Genomic DNA, 15,716 nt, shown 5'->3' with positions numbered 1-15,716 from the left:
TCACTGCGTTAACGGATAGGTTTTATTCTGTTTGTGACTTTATGTTCAATAAACAGGTGGATATAATTACAGTGATTCGTCTATTTTAGGGTGGTATTGGAGTTGGCACAAGCGATATATCAGGGCTTTATTTTATCGAGACAGCAGATGCAGGTAAATGGCCAACTGCGCTTGTGTTATTGGCTCAAATCGCAACATCAGTTACTCAAGGTGTGGGTAGAGGATGAGCAGCCACTCTTTTTCATTAAACAAGATAAAAAAACGGAAGTAGAGCTGCTGCTAAGTCGCGCTCAGTTGCAGTTTAGCATCTCGCCAAGTCAACTAAAGCACTTCGATCAAGCTCCTGTTTGTGTTGTGAAATTTCGCACCTTGAATCACTTCTATGAGGCAAAACAGCTACTTGAAAATAAAATCGCGTTATATGAAGAGGATATTCGCCATTCCGACCGCTATTTAATGGAGCGCTTTATTCGCGGAGCTGCTTGGGTCAAAGGTAAAGCCACGCAAAAACCGGGCTATATCGAAATTACTCAGGCGCAATTTAAGGCTTGTGATGATTATAGGCCACACCTTGAAATGCTTTCTATCGATATAGAATGTAACGGCGAGGGGGTCTTATTTTCGGTGGGTTTAGTGACCGATACCAAAAAGCTGGTGATCATGATAGGTGAGGCGCAGCATGCTGCCGTCAATGTCGTTTGGGTTGAAGATGAAATTGCGTTATTAGAAGAGCTGGTCAAGCAAGTGAATCGTTTAGACCCAGATGTGTTAATCGGATGGAATGTGATTGAGTTCGATGCCGCAATACTTGTGGAACGCGCACAGGCTAACGGCGTCGCACTTGCGATAGGGCGAGATGGCGGAGCGATGTCGACCTTCAAAGGTAACTATACCCGGGTGTTTATTCCGGGGAGAGTGATGCTAGATGGCATCGATATGATGAAAAATGCGACCTATCACTTTGAAACATTTAAACTGAGCTTTGTGGCTGAGAAGGTTTTGGGTACTACCAAGCTTATCGCACAGGATGACAGGCTTGAGGAAATCATCAGGCAGTTTCATCATGATAAACCGGCGCTCGCAGCGTATAACTTACAAGATTGTCAGTTGGTGCTCGACATTTTTAGTAAACTTAACTTACTTGAATTTGCCCTCGCTCGAACTCAGTTGACGGGTTTGGGACTCGAAAAAATGGGCGGCTCAGTCGCTGCGTTTACCAACTTGTATTTACCGTTACTGCACCGTAGCGGTTACATTGCACCAAATTTATCTGAGCATGGTATTAACTTTGACAGTCCCGGCGGTTATGTCATGGACTCAAAGCCAGGTCTCTACCAAAATATTTTGGTACTCGATTTCAAAAGCCTTTACCCCTCAATTATCCGCACTTTTTGCATTGACCCTATGGGGTTAATTGAAGGATTACAGCATCCTGAACGTGCCATAGAGGGCTTTAATGAAGGTAAATTTAGCCGCACAGAACATCATTTACCGGGTTTAGTCGCCGCGCTCTCCAGCGCACGTGAACAAGCTAAATTAGACAAAGACATGATGCTCTCACAGGCGATTAAAATCATCATGAATAGCTTGTATGGCGTACTTGGTTCAAAAGGCTGTCGCTTTTACGATCCTCGTCTTGCGAGTTCAATAACGATGCGCGGTCATCAAATAATGCAACAAACGCGAACCTGGATTGAACAGCTTGGATATGAGGTGATCTACGGCGATACCGACTCAACTTTCGTCTGTTTACCCGAGTCTTTGCGTAGCGAAGCGTGCCAAGCAATAGGCAAGCAGCTGATGGTAGAAATTAATGAGCGCTGGCGCGCTTTACTTACGGAAAGCTTTGGTCTTCACAGTTATTTAGAAATAGAGTTTGAAACACATTATAGCCCATTCTTTATGCCCACCATTCGTGGTCAAGAAGTCGGCTCTAAAAAGCGATATGTTGGGCAGATCACAGATCTTGGCGAGCAAAAGCTGGTTTTTAAAGGAATGGAGACCGTGCGTAGTGATTGGACGGAAATTGCAAAGGAATATCAACAAGCAATTATTCGCGCGCTGTTTGACGGGCTCGACACCGTTGAGATCACTCATCAATACATAAATGAGATTTTCGCTGGAAAAGTAGACGAAAAACTCATTTATAAAAAGAAGCTTGGTAAGTCTGTTGAGTTATATACAAAAAATATCCCTCCTCAGGTAAAAGCTGCGAAACAAGCTATCGAAGATGGATTGTTGCAAACTGCTAAAAAGGGGGCGCAAATACCGTATTATTTAAGTACCGATGGACCCAAGTTCGCGCAGCAAGGCAAGCTCGTAGATATTGATTATTATCAATACATTGAAAAACAAATTCTTCCTATATATCAGATGCTTCCAAATGCATCTAAGCTATCAATTCGTTCCGATGGGCAACAAAGTTTCGATTTGATTTAATAGGGATCGTGCTTTCAAATTGCAGCCACCTTCAAGTCTCAAAATTAATTGATCAGCAAAAACACACTAAAATGAAGTTCCTTTTTTGTTAACTAAAATGGTGTGTTTCACCTTGTTTTCATATTTAGTCCCGTTTTTGTGGATTTTTATTTTTATCAAGCTCACGGTTGTGTGGTTTTGTTATTTTAATTCAGTATCTTATGTTGCGATTTATTTGTGCCTGCAATTGGTAATTGCAAAAAATGGTATAATTAACCTTGATCATTACTCGGGTGTTTGTTTAATATCTTGCCCCTAATGTTGCTAATTTAGAAATTAACAAAGCGACAAAATAATAATTAATACAAGCTGTTTACAATAAAACAATCCAGGGTGATTCACATGCTAAACAATAAGTTAACTAAGGCGATTCGCTTAGCGATCGCGTTTGGTGGCGCTAGCGCTGCCGTGTTTGCAACCAATGTAGTTGCAGAAGAAGAAGGCGCGAAAAGCGTTGAGCGTATTGAAGTTACAGGTTCTCGCTTAAAGCGCACCGACCTTGAATCTACTGCCCCAATTACTGTTATCGGCGGCGAAGCGCTTGGCGATATGGGTATCAGTAACGTTGGTGAATTTGTTCAATCAAACCCAGTTATGTCTGGATCACCAGCAACAACAACGCGTAACAACGGCGGTAGTGGTGGTGTATTTGTAGAACTACGTGGTTTAGGTTCAGAGCGTACGCTAGTACTTATCAATGGTCGTAAGCCTGTAAGTGCAGACTTCCAGAATATTCCTGCTGCGATGATCGACCGTATCGAAATTCTAAAAGATGGTGCTTCGGTTGCGTATGGCTCGTCAGCAATGGCTGGTGTTGTAAACATCATCACCAAAAAAGAACTTACAGGTGTTGAAGTTAAAGCAACAACGTCTTGGTACGATATGTTTAGCGGTGGTAAAGAGCAAAGCTTCCAACTGGTTGGTGGTAAAGAGTTCGATACAGGCCATATCACAGTAGGTTTCGATTATACCAAGCAGGATCCAATCTATCAGGGTGATGTGAAAGACGTTAACTTCTTCCAATATCCTTGGCAGGTGCTTTCAGAAGAAGGTGCTAAGAGTTTTTACGAGAACGGTTTAATCCCAGATGGTGACAATGCGAACGTATTCATTTTAGGTTCGGGTTCTACTCCTTGTGGTAATTTCTACGTTGAAGGTAAAGGTAACTTTACTAATGATAAATGCCCAAGTGGTGGCGACGGTAAGCCTTCTCTAAGTGACATGCGCCCATTTGTCGGCGGTGGTGAAGTAAACGATACTTACAACTACAACCCAGTAAACTTAATGCAAACACCTTTTGAAGTGATTAACTTCTTTGTTGATACTTCATTTGAGTTAAACGATGACCTTGTTGTATATACAGAAACACGCATCAATAAGCGTACCTCAAAACAGGAACTTGCGGCTGTACCTTTCGACACAGCCTATGACCCAGGCTATGTCGTTACACTGTCAAATGGTTCGACGGCTAACGGTGTATCAGCTGATAACTACTATAACCCATTCGGTGAAGATGTTTATCGCTCTCGTCGTCGTATGCTAGAGGGTGGTCGTTACTTTGAACAAGATTATGTTCGTTTCCAACAAGTTGCAGGTCTAAAGGGCGCAATTAACGATAACTGGCAGTTCGATGCTTACTACAACTATGGTGCAAATAGCCTTCAAGATACTGACTTTGGTCAGCTATACGGTCCACACCTAGCAAAAGCTTTAGGCCCATCATTCAAAGATGACGCTGGCAATGTGGTATGTGGTACGCCTGACGCACCTATTTCTGATTGTGTATCGTTAAATGTATTTGGTGGCCCAGGCACTGTGACACAAGAGATGCTTGACTACATTACTGCACCACTAGGCGATCACTATAATGATTCATTCCACCAAGTTCGTGTTGACGTGTTTGGTGAGCTATTTGAAGTCCCAGCAGGTTATGTTTCAAGTGCATTTGGCCTTGAGTATTACACCACTGAGTTTGAACAAGTAAATGATTCTGGTAAGTTCTTTGATTCAGTGACTGGTAACACCAGTAAGCCACTAACAGGTCTATCTAAGAACTACACAGCTGCATCGGCAGAGTTCTTGATCCCACTAGTTCGTGATTTAGGTGTTGAATCTGCAGATTTAACGCTAGGTGCACGTTATGACGACTTTAGCACAACTGGTTCAAACTTCTCTTGGATGGCTAAAATTGAGTCAAACATTTTTGATGGCTTAAAGTTCCGTGCAAACTATTCCGAAGTATACCGTGAACCAACGCTAAGCGATTTGTATTCGCCAGAGCTTGATTCATTTGAAAGCGCTTCAGATCCGTGTTCTGCGGCAAACATTGGTGGTTTATCTGCAGCCGGTCAGGCTAAATGTCTTGAAATGGGGGCTCCAGCAGGCGGTCACAACAGTGCTGACGCGCAAGTTCGTACACGTTTAGGTGGCAACACAGGTGTTCAATCTGAAGAAGGCGAAACATTCACTATTGGTTTTGTGTGGGCTCCTGATTTTGTTGAAAACTTAGGTGTCACTATTGATTACTGGGATATCAACATTGAGGGTAAAATTGGTTCTCTAGCAACTGATGATATTCTGCAGGGTTGTTATGCTGGTCTTATCGAAGATATGTGTGCAAAAATCTCACGTGGCTTTGATGGTTCAGTTGACCGTGTAGACAGCCGCACTACAAACTTACAAAGTATGACTGCTCGCGGTATCGACCTTGATGTGAATTATTCATTTGACACAGACTTCGGTGCATTTGTTGCTAGCGTATCATGGACTCACTTCTTAGAGCGTGGAGAAGAAAACTTTGATGGTGAAACAGGTACATTTATCGTTGAAGATCTCGTTGGCAGATTTGAAGATGACACGTCTTACTTTGAAGACAAAATCTTATTCAATCTACGTTATGACCTAGACAACCTACGTGTTGTGTGGGCTGCAAACTATCAGTCAGGTCTTGAGTACGGTGATCTAACTTACATTAAGCGTGATAATTACGATTCACTAGCAGGTTTAGTTGCTAAAGTTGATTCATATGTGTATCACGATTTAACAGCACAATACTCATTTGACACGAACACAACGGTACAAGCCGGTATTCGTAACCTAACGGATGAGCTACCTCCTTATATTGAAACAGCGTTCAATGCGAACACTGATGAAAGTAACTTCAAGCTATTCGGCCGTCAGTTCTTCTTGGGTGTAACTCAAAAGTTCTAAACAAAGTTTAGCATTTCGACTCAAGTCGGCCTCAAATCGAGGCCGACTTTTTGTCTCAAAAATAAGTCCGAGTCCGATCTCACTAAACACTTTTCCTTAACAACTCCAACAGCGTATTGATTGCTTTTACACAGTGATGCTTACAATGAACAACTGATACATAGCAACACTTGATGGTCTAGTGCGATTTTTGTCCCCATATTGTTGCGCAAAGAAGGAAAGTTTGCGATGAATAACAAAATGGGTAAAAAAAGTGAACTTATTTTTAATTTTATAACTTTATGAGTTGTAAGGAGAAATTTGATATTTTATGTTAAAGTAGTGGTGTTTTACGTTTATTTTATGAAATGATTGTTGACCCTATGTTGGTACTAAAAGTAGTATAGCCTTCGATACGATAAATCGACCAACTTTGGAAACAGGATTTGATTAATATTAAATTATTGTTTTCATATGGTTTTTGTATATATAAAAATAAAATCAGGGATCAATCATGTTTAATAATAAAGTAAGCAAAGCTGTTCGCTTAGCATTAGCTTTCGGAGCTGCATCAACAGCAGCATTCGCCAGTACAGCTGTTTCAGCTGAAGAACAGCAAGCCGAAGAAGGCGAGAGCGTTGAGCGCATCCAAGTAACTGGTTCGCGTATCAAGCGTTTTTCAGAAGTTGCACCTACTCCAGTTACTTCTATTACAGGTGTTGAGTTAGTAAACGCAGGTATTACTAACGTTGCAGACCTTCTTCAAAAACTTCCAGCTTCAGGTGTTGGTTCATCTCCAACAACTACTACAAACTCTATCTTCGGTGCTGGTATTAATACCACTGACTTACGCCAATTGGGCGAGGGTCGCACACTTGTACTTGTAAATGGTCGTCGTTATGTTGGTGCTTCTGTAGATAACCCTGCTGTAGACTTAAATGGTATCCCAACAGAAATGATCGAACGTATGGATGTTGTACACGGCGGTGCATCAGCAGTATACGGTTCTGATGCGGTTGCAGGTGTTGTAAACATCATTTTGAAGAAGTCTCAAGATACAATCGATTTTAACTATAAAAAATCTACTCCAGAACAAAGTGGCGGTGGTTCAGAATTCTTCTCATTCACTTTTGGTGATGAGGGTGAGAAAACAAGCTTTATTACAAGCTTGTCATACTCAGAAACAGAGCAATTGTCAGCAGAACAGCGTGACTTCTTACGTAACCCAGTAACGACTTTACGTAACCCAGACAACGAAAGTGACAAAGATGGCTTGCCAGATCGTATACTTGCCGATGGTAAATGGGCGCAATACGGTGGGCTTCAAACTTTAGGTGCTTATGACCGTGCTGGTGATGCTACGCTACCTGGTGGTCGCTATGTATTTGGTGACAACGGGGAGCTAATTCCATTTGCGACAGGTGGAGGCCCACAGCCACACCCTAACCCTGCAAACCGTTATTTCGGTGATGAGTTTGCAAATGGTTATAAATTTATTGAACACCAATATTTGGCAACGCCACTGAGACGTTTCAATGTATTTTCAAATGTTGTAAATAACTACCATGAAGACCACTCAATGAACTTTGAGATCTCATTCTCTAAGGCGAGTGCGTATTCTGAAAGTAGCCCAATTTTCTTATATAGTCCCCTACGTGCGGACAACGCATTTTGGCACCCAGATGCAAAAGCACAGTTTGCAGAGGCAGGCATCAAAGATCACGAAACAATAGGAGTCACTAAACTAGCTCAGGGCTTTGGTAACCGTACTTATGAAGATGACCGTACTTCATTAAATACGACGCTTTCTTTCCAAGGTGTTTTGTTAGATGACTATGATTATGAAGTCTATTTCAGCTATGGTCGTAATAAAAACGACACAGTTTGGAATGGTGAATTCCTAGAGGAAAATTTCAATAACGCGATCGACGCTGTGTTGATTGATGGCGTTGTTCGTTGTGCCAACCGTGATGAAGAAGGTGAACTTTTAGGTGCGTTGGATGGCTGTCAACCACTTAGTTTGTTTGGCTTAAACGGTGCCTCTCAAGAAGCGATGGATTATGTGACTACATCGGCTTCAATCTCGAAAGTGAAGCAACAGCAAATTATTGGCGGTGTACTATCTGGCTATGCGTTCGAAATGCCAGCTGGTGGCGTATCGTTTGCACTTAGTGCAGAGCACAGAAAAGAAACTGGTTCTAACAAACCAGGAGCTGCAATGCAAAATAACCTTGTATTTGGTAACTTTGTATATGGCTGGGAAGGATCTTTCACGGTTGATGAGATTGGTCTAGAGACTTCAATCCCTCTACTAGCAGACGCGCCATTTGTTGACTCGTTGAGCCTAGAGCTTGCAGCTCGTTACATGGACTACTCGTCTGTTGGTGATAATGTTGCCTGGAAGGTTGGTTTTAACTATGCGGTAAATGATCAGTTACGTTTCCGCGCGACTAAATCACAGTCAGTTCGTGCTCCGTCACTATCACAAATTCATGCAGCAGGTACTCAGTCATTTAGGTCGTATGGAGATCCATGTGATCAAGTTCGAATTTCAACAACCGTTGATGCTGACAAGAAATCGAATATGATCGCAAACTGTAAAGCCGCGGGTATCCCTAACGCAGGTCCTTTAGAGTCAAACTGGAGACCATCTTCTGATTGGCGTGATGTTACACCACCAAGTGTAAACTCTGGTAACCCAAATCTGAAAGAAGAGACTTCTGACGATACATTGTTTGGTTTTATCTATACACCAACAGAAGATTTAACGTTAATTGTTGATTACTGGAGCTTCGACGTAGAAGATGCTATTGCATCTCTAGGTCCGCAGCGTGTGGTAAACGATTGTTACCAGGCGTCGAGCCTTGATAACACGTCTTGCGACTTAGTAGACCGTGACCCCGCGACCAAAGAAATCTTAATTGTACGTAATGCACCATATAACTTAGCGTCTTATGCGCTTAAAGGTGTTGATATCGAGTCAACATATAAGTACGAGACAGAGTTTGGTTCATTTGATTTACGTCTACTTGCAACATATTTGGAGCACCGTGAGTTTAACACTGACGTTGCGGCCGCAGATTATGTATTTCAGCCAACCGTTGGCGAAGTTAGATACCCACGCTGGCAAGGTAACTTGACGATTGGCTATACATACGATGATCTGTATGTTGGTTTAATTGGTAAGTATCGTCATGCGACAGTAAATGACAGAGAGTGGACATCTGAAGTCAATAACTATAATGACGTTCCTTCATATACTGAGTGGACATTAAATGCTCGCTATACAGTTAATGAAATGATTGAGGTTCGTGCTGGTGTGGCTAACCTATTTGATATTACACCACCGAGAAACCCAGAAACATATGATGACGGTGAGTTCTTTGATGTTTACGGCCGTCGCCTAAACGTTGGTCTTAATATCCGATTCTAAAAATGAATTAACATACAAAAAGGGCTAACTTTGGTTAGCCTTTTTTTATTTCAGTGTCCCAACCATAATATTGTGGAGGTTGGACAAAAATAAGTTAACCTGAACTTGGGATAAGAAGTTAGTTATTAAACTAAAATACCTAAGCTCAAAAGCGTAATATCACTCTAGCCAGAAGTTATTTCTTAATACAAGGCAAATTTGTGCGTCAATAGCTGGCCTATTGCAAGCAAATTTAACGCAGTAGTAAGGGATAACAGCTGCTAAAGAACAAGTTACTATCCCGAGTTCAGGTTAAGTTAAGTCACATCGACTACTTTACTCGCTTTACGATAGCGTATTTTAAAACCACTCCAGGCTGGCAATTCCCACCTCTTTGGTGCGCCTTTCCTTGTACCGTTGATATGAGTAAGCTCGATTCTTTTTCCTTTAAAGTTATAGCTTACCGCCATAGTCAGCTCTGGAATTGACCAGGTTAGCGGAAACTTTTCAATAAACGGTGTTAATTCCCACGCTTCAATTTCTTTGAATAACAAGTCTTGTTCGCTGATTAGTTCTATATCGTCATAGCTTTCTATACCAAGGGCCGTTAGCTTGTCACTTAAAAAGGAGTTGAGTGTGGGCACAAGTTCATCGCGCTCATGAAATTGGTAGAACAATGCAGTTTGCTCAATACTGGCTTCTATTTGCTTGGCCAAACCTGAAAAGAGCGTATTATTATGGATAAGAAATACTAAGGCATAAACAACATCCTTAGGCTTTTCAAGGCGCTTAGTTTGTTGGCCTAAAACCTCGTCACTGTAATGTGTAATAAACTCACCCCAAAGCTCACCATTATCAATATGGGCAGAGCGCAATGTTTGGTTGCCGAGGCCCATTTCAAGTAATTGCTTTTTCGTTAGTAGCGCATTACACATCGCGAGCGTCTTGGCTTGTTTGGTACCTTTACCTACGAGAGAAAAAGTATCTAATACCAGTAATGCTTCTGCCTGTTCCGGTACGCGAGTATGGTTTGAAGGCATGACTTCAGCTAGGCCATTGTTAAAGCCGTTGCGACGGTTTTGCTTATTAATATAAACCCAGTGTGGCATTAGCTTAGCTAACTCAATGACCAGTTTGTCATGGTCAAAACTAGCTGCCTTATCTAAAGGCGGTAGTGCAAATGCTTCACGCAATTGCGTGCTAAATTGCTGTGCTTCTGTGAGCGCCTCAGGCGTAATATCAATTAATTCTTCAGTTTGTCCTCTCACCACCGCGATAGCGATTTCTATATCTGAGCCTCGAGTAAATCGGCTATTTAATCTTGTTAAACGCTCTACATCATTAGGTAGCTGGTAGACTCGGGCTGGCACAGACAGTAGTGAAATAAGGTCAATAGCCGCTTGGCGTAGCGTGTTTGAAGCCAATTTATGGATCACATAACCAAACTCAAAATCGACTGGTAGCGGGTACAGCAGCTTGCCAAGCGGAGTTGCTATATTTTGTTCATCAATGGCTTCTAATGTAATTAGCTGTTGTGTAGCTTTATTTAGTGAGCTTTCAGGAAGTGGGTCAATAAAATCAATAGACGAGACGCCTGTTGTTGCGCAGCCCGCCGCAAGTACAAGCTCTGTCAATGATTCTCTTTGGATCTCTGGCGGGGGGCTGTCTATCAATGGCGCGTATTGGCCATATAACCGGATACATAGTCCCGGTTGCGTGCGTCCTGCGCGTCCTAGACGTTGCTTTGCCGAATCTCTTGCAATCGCATCTAAGCCTAATACGGTTTTTCCAAGGCGCAAATGAGTACGACGCTCAAGCCCTGAGTCAATCACGCAAGTGACATTGGGAATAGTGAGCGAGGTTTCGGCAACATTGGTTGCGAGAATAATTCGACGTGTACTTTGTGCGGTTAATGCAATGCGCTGAGCTTCTGGGCTGCAGCCACTATATAAACCAACGATAGTCGCTGGCAGCGCTTTTACTTTAGCTAAGCTTGCTTGGATCTCGGCCTTGCCAGGTAAAAAGACCAAAATATCGCCCTGGCAATGTTTCAATGCGTATTGGCAAGCTGCAAAAACTCGAGTATCGAGTTGCTCTTTTTGGGGCATAGTTCTTGGATCGGGCGCGTGAAAACACTCTTCAACGGGGTAAATGAATCCTTCTGACTCGAAGATAGGGGCGCCTAAATAAGAGGCTAATTTTTGGCTGTTTAACGTCGCCGAGGTAACAATTAGTTTGTGTGATTGAGCCTGCTTTAAGAGCGCTAATAATAAGTCCATGTCCCAGCGTCTTTCATGAAACTCATCCAACATAACGACGCTGAATTCTGCAAGTTTGCTCTCAAAAAACCACCTTAATGCCACACCAGGTGTTGCATAAACTACCTGAGTGTCTGGTGAAAACTTCCCCTCAAACCGAATAGCAAAGCCCACCTTTTCACTAAGCGGTGAGCCACTTTGAGCCGCGACATATTCAGCTAAAGAGGTACAAGCAATACGTCGAGGTTCTATGACTAATACTCTGCCATGTTGTGAGGCCCAGAGCGGAAGTTGGGTTGATTTGCCAGAACCTGTTGTGGCACATACAACAATCGCATTTTGTTCGCTTAGTGTTTGAGTAAACTGAGGCTGTAAAGATTCAATGGGTAAAGACATAGCAGTTCATTTGCATTTTTTCGCCATAGTAACAAAGTTTGCTTGAAAAAGTCGGAGTCAGTACCAATTAATATTTGACGGATTATTCAACCTGAACTCGGAATAAGAAGTTAGGGAACTGATATAAAATACGCCTTCTAACATTATTCAACTCTAGCCAGATGTTCTTTCTTAATACAAGGCAAATTTGTGCGTCAATAGCTAGCCTATTGCAAACAAATTTAACGCAGTAGTAAGGGATAACAACTGCTAGAGAACAAGTTATTATTCCTAGTTCAGGTTATTTTATAAAGGCCAACAGTCATGATAGAAATAGTGCTTATTATCGGCCTTATTCTATTTGTTTCTCTGTATTGGAACTGGGAAAAAATTCAAAGACTGCAGTGGCAAAGGAAATACCAAGATCAAACGCTGAGCGCCTCAGATAAGCAAGTATTGCTAAAATACATGCCTATCTATCGTAAGATGACAGATGCTGACCGCGCACAGCTGGAAAAACATATTGTCTGGTTTCTTGGCGAGAAACGGGTGTTGGGTAGAGATGGGTTAACGGTGTCACGGCCGATGACTTTAATTATTGCCGCAGATGCCTGTTTACTGGTTCTTAAGCAAGCTTGGCCGTTATATCCCAACGTCAAAGAAATATTACTCTATCCCAGTAGCTATTACGCGCCACAAACCTCTAGAGATGGTGCAGGTTTGGTTAGTTTTCACCAAACAGTTCGTCAAGGAGAGTCTTGGCCTGGAGGTACTTTAGTGCTGAGTTGGCACGATGTACTTGAGGGAAATCGATTGCCTGAGGATGGCCACAACTTGGTGTTTCATGAGTTTGCCCATCAACTTGACCAACAAACTGGTGCGACGAATGGAACGCCTGCGTTACCTGTAGGAATGAGTTACCAAGACTGGGGGAGGGTGCTATCAAAGGCTTACCAGCACTTAAAAATGCAGCTGTCTTACAATATGCCCCATGCTATTCATTCATACGGCGCAACAAACGAAGCGGAGTTTTTCGCCGTGGTAACAGAAACCTTTATTGAAAAGCCCCATGAACTCAAACAGGAAAACCCAGAACTATATAATTTGTTAAAAGACTACTATCAGTTTGAACCAAGAGATTGGCAACAACATTAAAGCATAACTGACGCTAGCTAAAATAAAAAAACCGCTCGGTTGAGCGGCTTTTTCTTAAGAGCTTCGATTAAGAAAAGCTAATTTCTTTTCTTTCGCGTTTTTCTCTTCTTTGACCTTCAGGACGGCGTTTATCACCACCGCCACTACGTGGGTCTTTAAAGCTACGCTTACGATCTCTTTGCTCTTCGCCTCTGCCTTGACCTTGGTCGGCAGGGTGAGTGCTCTTAGTCATGTTCATAGGGCGTTGACAGATGTGGACGCTCTTGAAGTGGCTAAGTACATCACTTGGCATATTTTGCGGCAATTGAACCGTGCTGTGTTCATTGAACAGACGGATCTCACCGATGAATTTGCTTGAGATATCCGCTTCGTTTGCGATAGCACCAACGATGTTCTTAACCTGAACACCATGATCACGACCTACTTCGATACGGTAAGTATCCATTGGACCTGATGCACGGTCACGGCTACGAGATTTGCGTTCACCACGGCTACCATCTCTGTCGCGACGCTCGCCACGACGGTCGTCACGTTCTCTACGCTCACGCTGTTGAATTTGAATATCTTCAACTTTCAGCGGCGTTTGCTGCTGTGCAAGACACAATAGCGCTGCTGCTAAGTCTTCTTGGCTCAGTTCTAGCTTTTGTGCAAGGCCTGATGCGACTTTTGAGAAGAACTCAATGTCTTTGTGCTCAAGCGCTGTAGAGATCTTAGTCTCTAATGCACCAATACGCTTTTCTTCAACGACTTTCGCACTTGGTAATTCAACCTGTGCAATATCAGAGCGCGTATGGCGCATGATGTTCTTAAGTAAATAACGCTCGTTGTTCTTAACGAACAAGATTGCTTTACCTTGACGACCAGCACGGCCGGTACGACCGATACGGTGAACATAAGCTTCACAGTCTTGTGGGATATCGTAGTTAACAACAAGGCTTAGACGTTCTACGTCAAGACCACGTGCTGCAACGTCGGTTGCGATAACGATATCTAGCAAGCCGTTCTTAAGACGGTCTACTGTGCGCTCACGCGCCTGTTGGTTCATGTCGCCGTTGAGCGGTGCAGCTGAGAAGCCTTCACGTTCTAGTAGCTCTGCAAGCTGAACAGTGTCATTACGTGTACGTACGAACACGATAGCACCGTCGTAATCTTCCGCTTCTAAGAAACGTACGATAGCTTTGTTTTTGTGTGCAGTTGCACGCCAGTAAACTTGCTCGATCGTAGATACTGTAGAGTTACGCGGAGTGATCTTAACTTGTTCAGCATTGTCTAAATATTTATTACAGATTGATTGGATCTGCTTAGGCATAGTCGCAGAGAACAAACAAGTTTGCTTCTCTTCCGGTGTTTTCTCCATGATGCTTTCAACATCATCGATAAAGCCCATGCGTAGCATTTCATCAGCTTCATCAAGTACAAGTGCGTTTAGACCAGAAAGGTCAATCGTCTTGCGGTTGATGTGATCAATCAAACGACCTGGTGTCGCCACAATAATTTGGGCACCACGGCGTAGAGCACTTAGCTGAATGCCATAGCTTTGACCACCATAAAGCGCTAGTACTTCAACGCCTTTAGTATATTTAGCATATTGCTGAAATGCTTCAGCAACTTGAATAGCTAGCTCACGCGTTGGCGTAAGCACAAGAATTTGCGGTTGTTTAACGGATGCGTCTACTTGGTTTAACAATGGCAGTGCAAATGCTGCCGTTTTACCTGTACCCGTCTGCGCTAGTCCCAGTACGTCTTTTCTTTCTAGCAATAACGGTATACATTGAGCTTGGATCTCAGAAGGTGTTTTATATCCCAGCTCTTCGACTGCTTTTAAGATTGCAGGAGAAAGGTCTAAAGATTCAAACGTAACTGGTTCTGACATTAATGCGCCTCAACTATTTTAAAGAGGCGCGCATTGTACAGGAAAGATAAAATAAAAGCTTGCATAAAATCACACTATTTTATATGTGCCTGATATTGGTTAAAATTTAATCTATGTGATTTTGCTAATTTACTGGTAAAGGCCTAAATTTGCTTTTGCATAGGCTTCAAATTCAGTAAAGCCGCCAATGTGATCTTGGTCGATAAAAATCTGTGGTACGGTAGGGCAAGGTTTACCCGCTGACTTTTCAAGATCGGCTTTGCTTACGCTTTCCTTGATAATGTCAACATAGCGAAAATTGAAGTCATCGCGCTCTTGCGTTAAACGCTCAGCCACTTCTTTTGCACGAACACAAAACGGGCAACCTTCACGACCAAAAATAACAGTAAACATATTCTTTCTCCTAAATGAACCTGAACTTCGGATAATTAATGCCTTTCTAGCAGCCAGTTTTAGCGCTAACTGCGTTGAATTCACTTCCAATAGCCAGCTATTGGTGCGTAAATTCGCCTGATTATCTCCAAAACTCTCTGGCTAGATAAGGAAATAATTTAATGTGAGCTTAAAAACAATGAGTTGGCTCATTCCTTATCCAAACCTCAGGTTAAATGATTAACTTTAGTATAGAGGATTAATCATGAAGGTAAATTGAATTAAAATGATGAGATTAATCCAAAAAAGCGATTAACTCCGATAGACGGTTTTGATCAAGTGGAAGCCGAGCTTGGTTTTCACAGGGCCGTGCACTTCAAATAACGGCTTTTTGAATACCACATCGTCAAAGGCCTTCACCATATCCCCTTTATTGAACTCACCAAGGTCGCCACCGCGCTTTTTTGAAGGACAAAGGGAATGTTGTTTAGCCAATTTGCCAAAGTCAGCACCTTTGGCTAGTTTGGCTTTGATGTCTAAACACTCTTTTTCGGTTTTTACTAAAATATGATAGGCGCACGCTTTAGGCATGAAGGGACTCTCA

8 protein-coding genes are annotated in these 15,716 nt (G+C 42.5%); 4 read left to right on the top strand and 4 right to left on the bottom strand.

Annotation, left to right across the window (positions count from 1 at the left end):
• Positions 1-102: 102 nt before the first annotated feature.
• The 3 genes from L3V43_RS01470 (at position 103) to L3V43_RS01460 (ending at position 9,100) form a co-directional block, all read left to right on the top strand.
• The gene (locus tag L3V43_RS01470) at positions 103-2,439 is read left to right on the top strand and encodes a DNA polymerase II (protein ID WP_237115860.1); all 2,337 of its coding nucleotides are present in this window, start codon (positions 103-105) and stop codon (positions 2,437-2,439) included.
• Between the two features lie 381 nt (positions 2,440-2,820).
• A complete protein-coding gene (locus tag L3V43_RS01465; RefSeq protein WP_237115861.1) occupies positions 2,821-5,688 on the top strand; it encodes a TonB-dependent receptor in 2,868 nt (955 codons plus the stop codon).
• A 493-nt stretch (positions 5,689-6,181) separates the two neighbouring features.
• Positions 6,182-9,100: a TonB-dependent receptor gene (locus L3V43_RS01460; protein ID WP_237115862.1), complete on the top strand. Its 2,919-nt coding sequence runs from the start codon at positions 6,182-6,184 to the stop codon at positions 9,098-9,100.
• A 296-nt stretch (positions 9,101-9,396) separates the two neighbouring features.
• On the opposite strand, the gene L3V43_RS01455 is transcribed toward L3V43_RS01460, so the two are convergent.
• The gene (locus L3V43_RS01455; RefSeq protein ID WP_237115863.1) at positions 9,397-11,733 is read right to left on the bottom strand and encodes a helicase-related protein; all 2,337 of its coding nucleotides are present in this window, start codon (positions 11,731-11,733) and stop codon (positions 9,397-9,399) included.
• Between the two features lie 303 nt (positions 11,734-12,036).
• Here L3V43_RS01455 and L3V43_RS01450 point away from each other — a divergent pair, with 303 nt between their 5' ends.
• A complete protein-coding gene (locus L3V43_RS01450) occupies positions 12,037-12,867 on the top strand; it encodes a M90 family metallopeptidase (RefSeq protein WP_237115864.1) in 831 nt (276 codons plus the stop codon).
• A 67-nt stretch (positions 12,868-12,934) separates the two neighbouring features.
• Here L3V43_RS01450 and L3V43_RS01445 read toward each other — a convergent pair whose 3' ends face one another.
• From L3V43_RS01445 to L3V43_RS01435, 3 genes are all read right to left on the bottom strand, one after another.
• A complete protein-coding gene (locus tag L3V43_RS01445) occupies positions 12,935-14,740 on the bottom strand; it encodes a DEAD/DEAH box helicase (RefSeq protein WP_237115865.1) in 1,806 nt (601 codons plus the stop codon).
• A 129-nt stretch (positions 14,741-14,869) separates the two neighbouring features.
• Positions 14,870-15,133 (bottom strand): GrxA family glutaredoxin, encoded by a 264-nt coding sequence (locus L3V43_RS01440; protein WP_237115866.1) that lies wholly within the window; start codon positions 15,131-15,133, stop codon positions 14,870-14,872.
• A 291-nt stretch (positions 15,134-15,424) separates the two neighbouring features.
• A complete protein-coding gene (locus L3V43_RS01435; protein WP_237115867.1) occupies positions 15,425-15,703 on the bottom strand; it encodes a peptidylprolyl isomerase in 279 nt (92 codons plus the stop codon).
• Positions 15,704-15,716: the final 13 nt, after the last annotated feature.

This window comes from Pseudoalteromonas sp. L23, assembly GCF_021728455.1.
Classification (GTDB): Bacteria; Pseudomonadota; Gammaproteobacteria; order Enterobacterales; family Alteromonadaceae; genus Pseudoalteromonas.
The sequence above is the reverse complement of the archived record's forward strand: the minus strand, read 5'-3'. Positions and strand labels throughout refer to the sequence as shown.

Excerpts from the sequence above, each read along its gene's own strand:
- L3V43_RS01435 (WP_237115867.1), bottom strand. The coding sequence starts at position 15,703 with ATGCCTAAAGCGTGCGCCTATCATATTTTAGTAAAAACCGAAAAAGAG.
- L3V43_RS01465 (WP_237115861.1), top strand. The coding sequence starts at position 2,821 with ATGCTAAACAATAAGTTAACTAAGGCGATTCGCTTAGCGATCGCGTTT.
- L3V43_RS01460 (WP_237115862.1), top strand. The coding sequence starts at position 6,182 with ATGTTTAATAATAAAGTAAGCAAAGCTGTTCGCTTAGCATTAGCTTTC.
- L3V43_RS01440 (WP_237115866.1), bottom strand. The coding sequence starts at position 15,133 with ATGTTTACTGTTATTTTTGGTCGTGAAGGTTGCCCGTTTTGTGTTCGT.
- L3V43_RS01455 (WP_237115863.1), bottom strand. The coding sequence starts at position 11,733 with ATGTCTTTACCCATTGAATCTTTACAGCCTCAGTTTACTCAAACACTA.
- L3V43_RS01445 (WP_237115865.1), bottom strand. The coding sequence starts at position 14,740 with ATGTCAGAACCAGTTACGTTTGAATCTTTAGACCTTTCTCCTGCAATC.
- L3V43_RS01450 (WP_237115864.1), top strand. The coding sequence starts at position 12,037 with ATGATAGAAATAGTGCTTATTATCGGCCTTATTCTATTTGTTTCTCTG.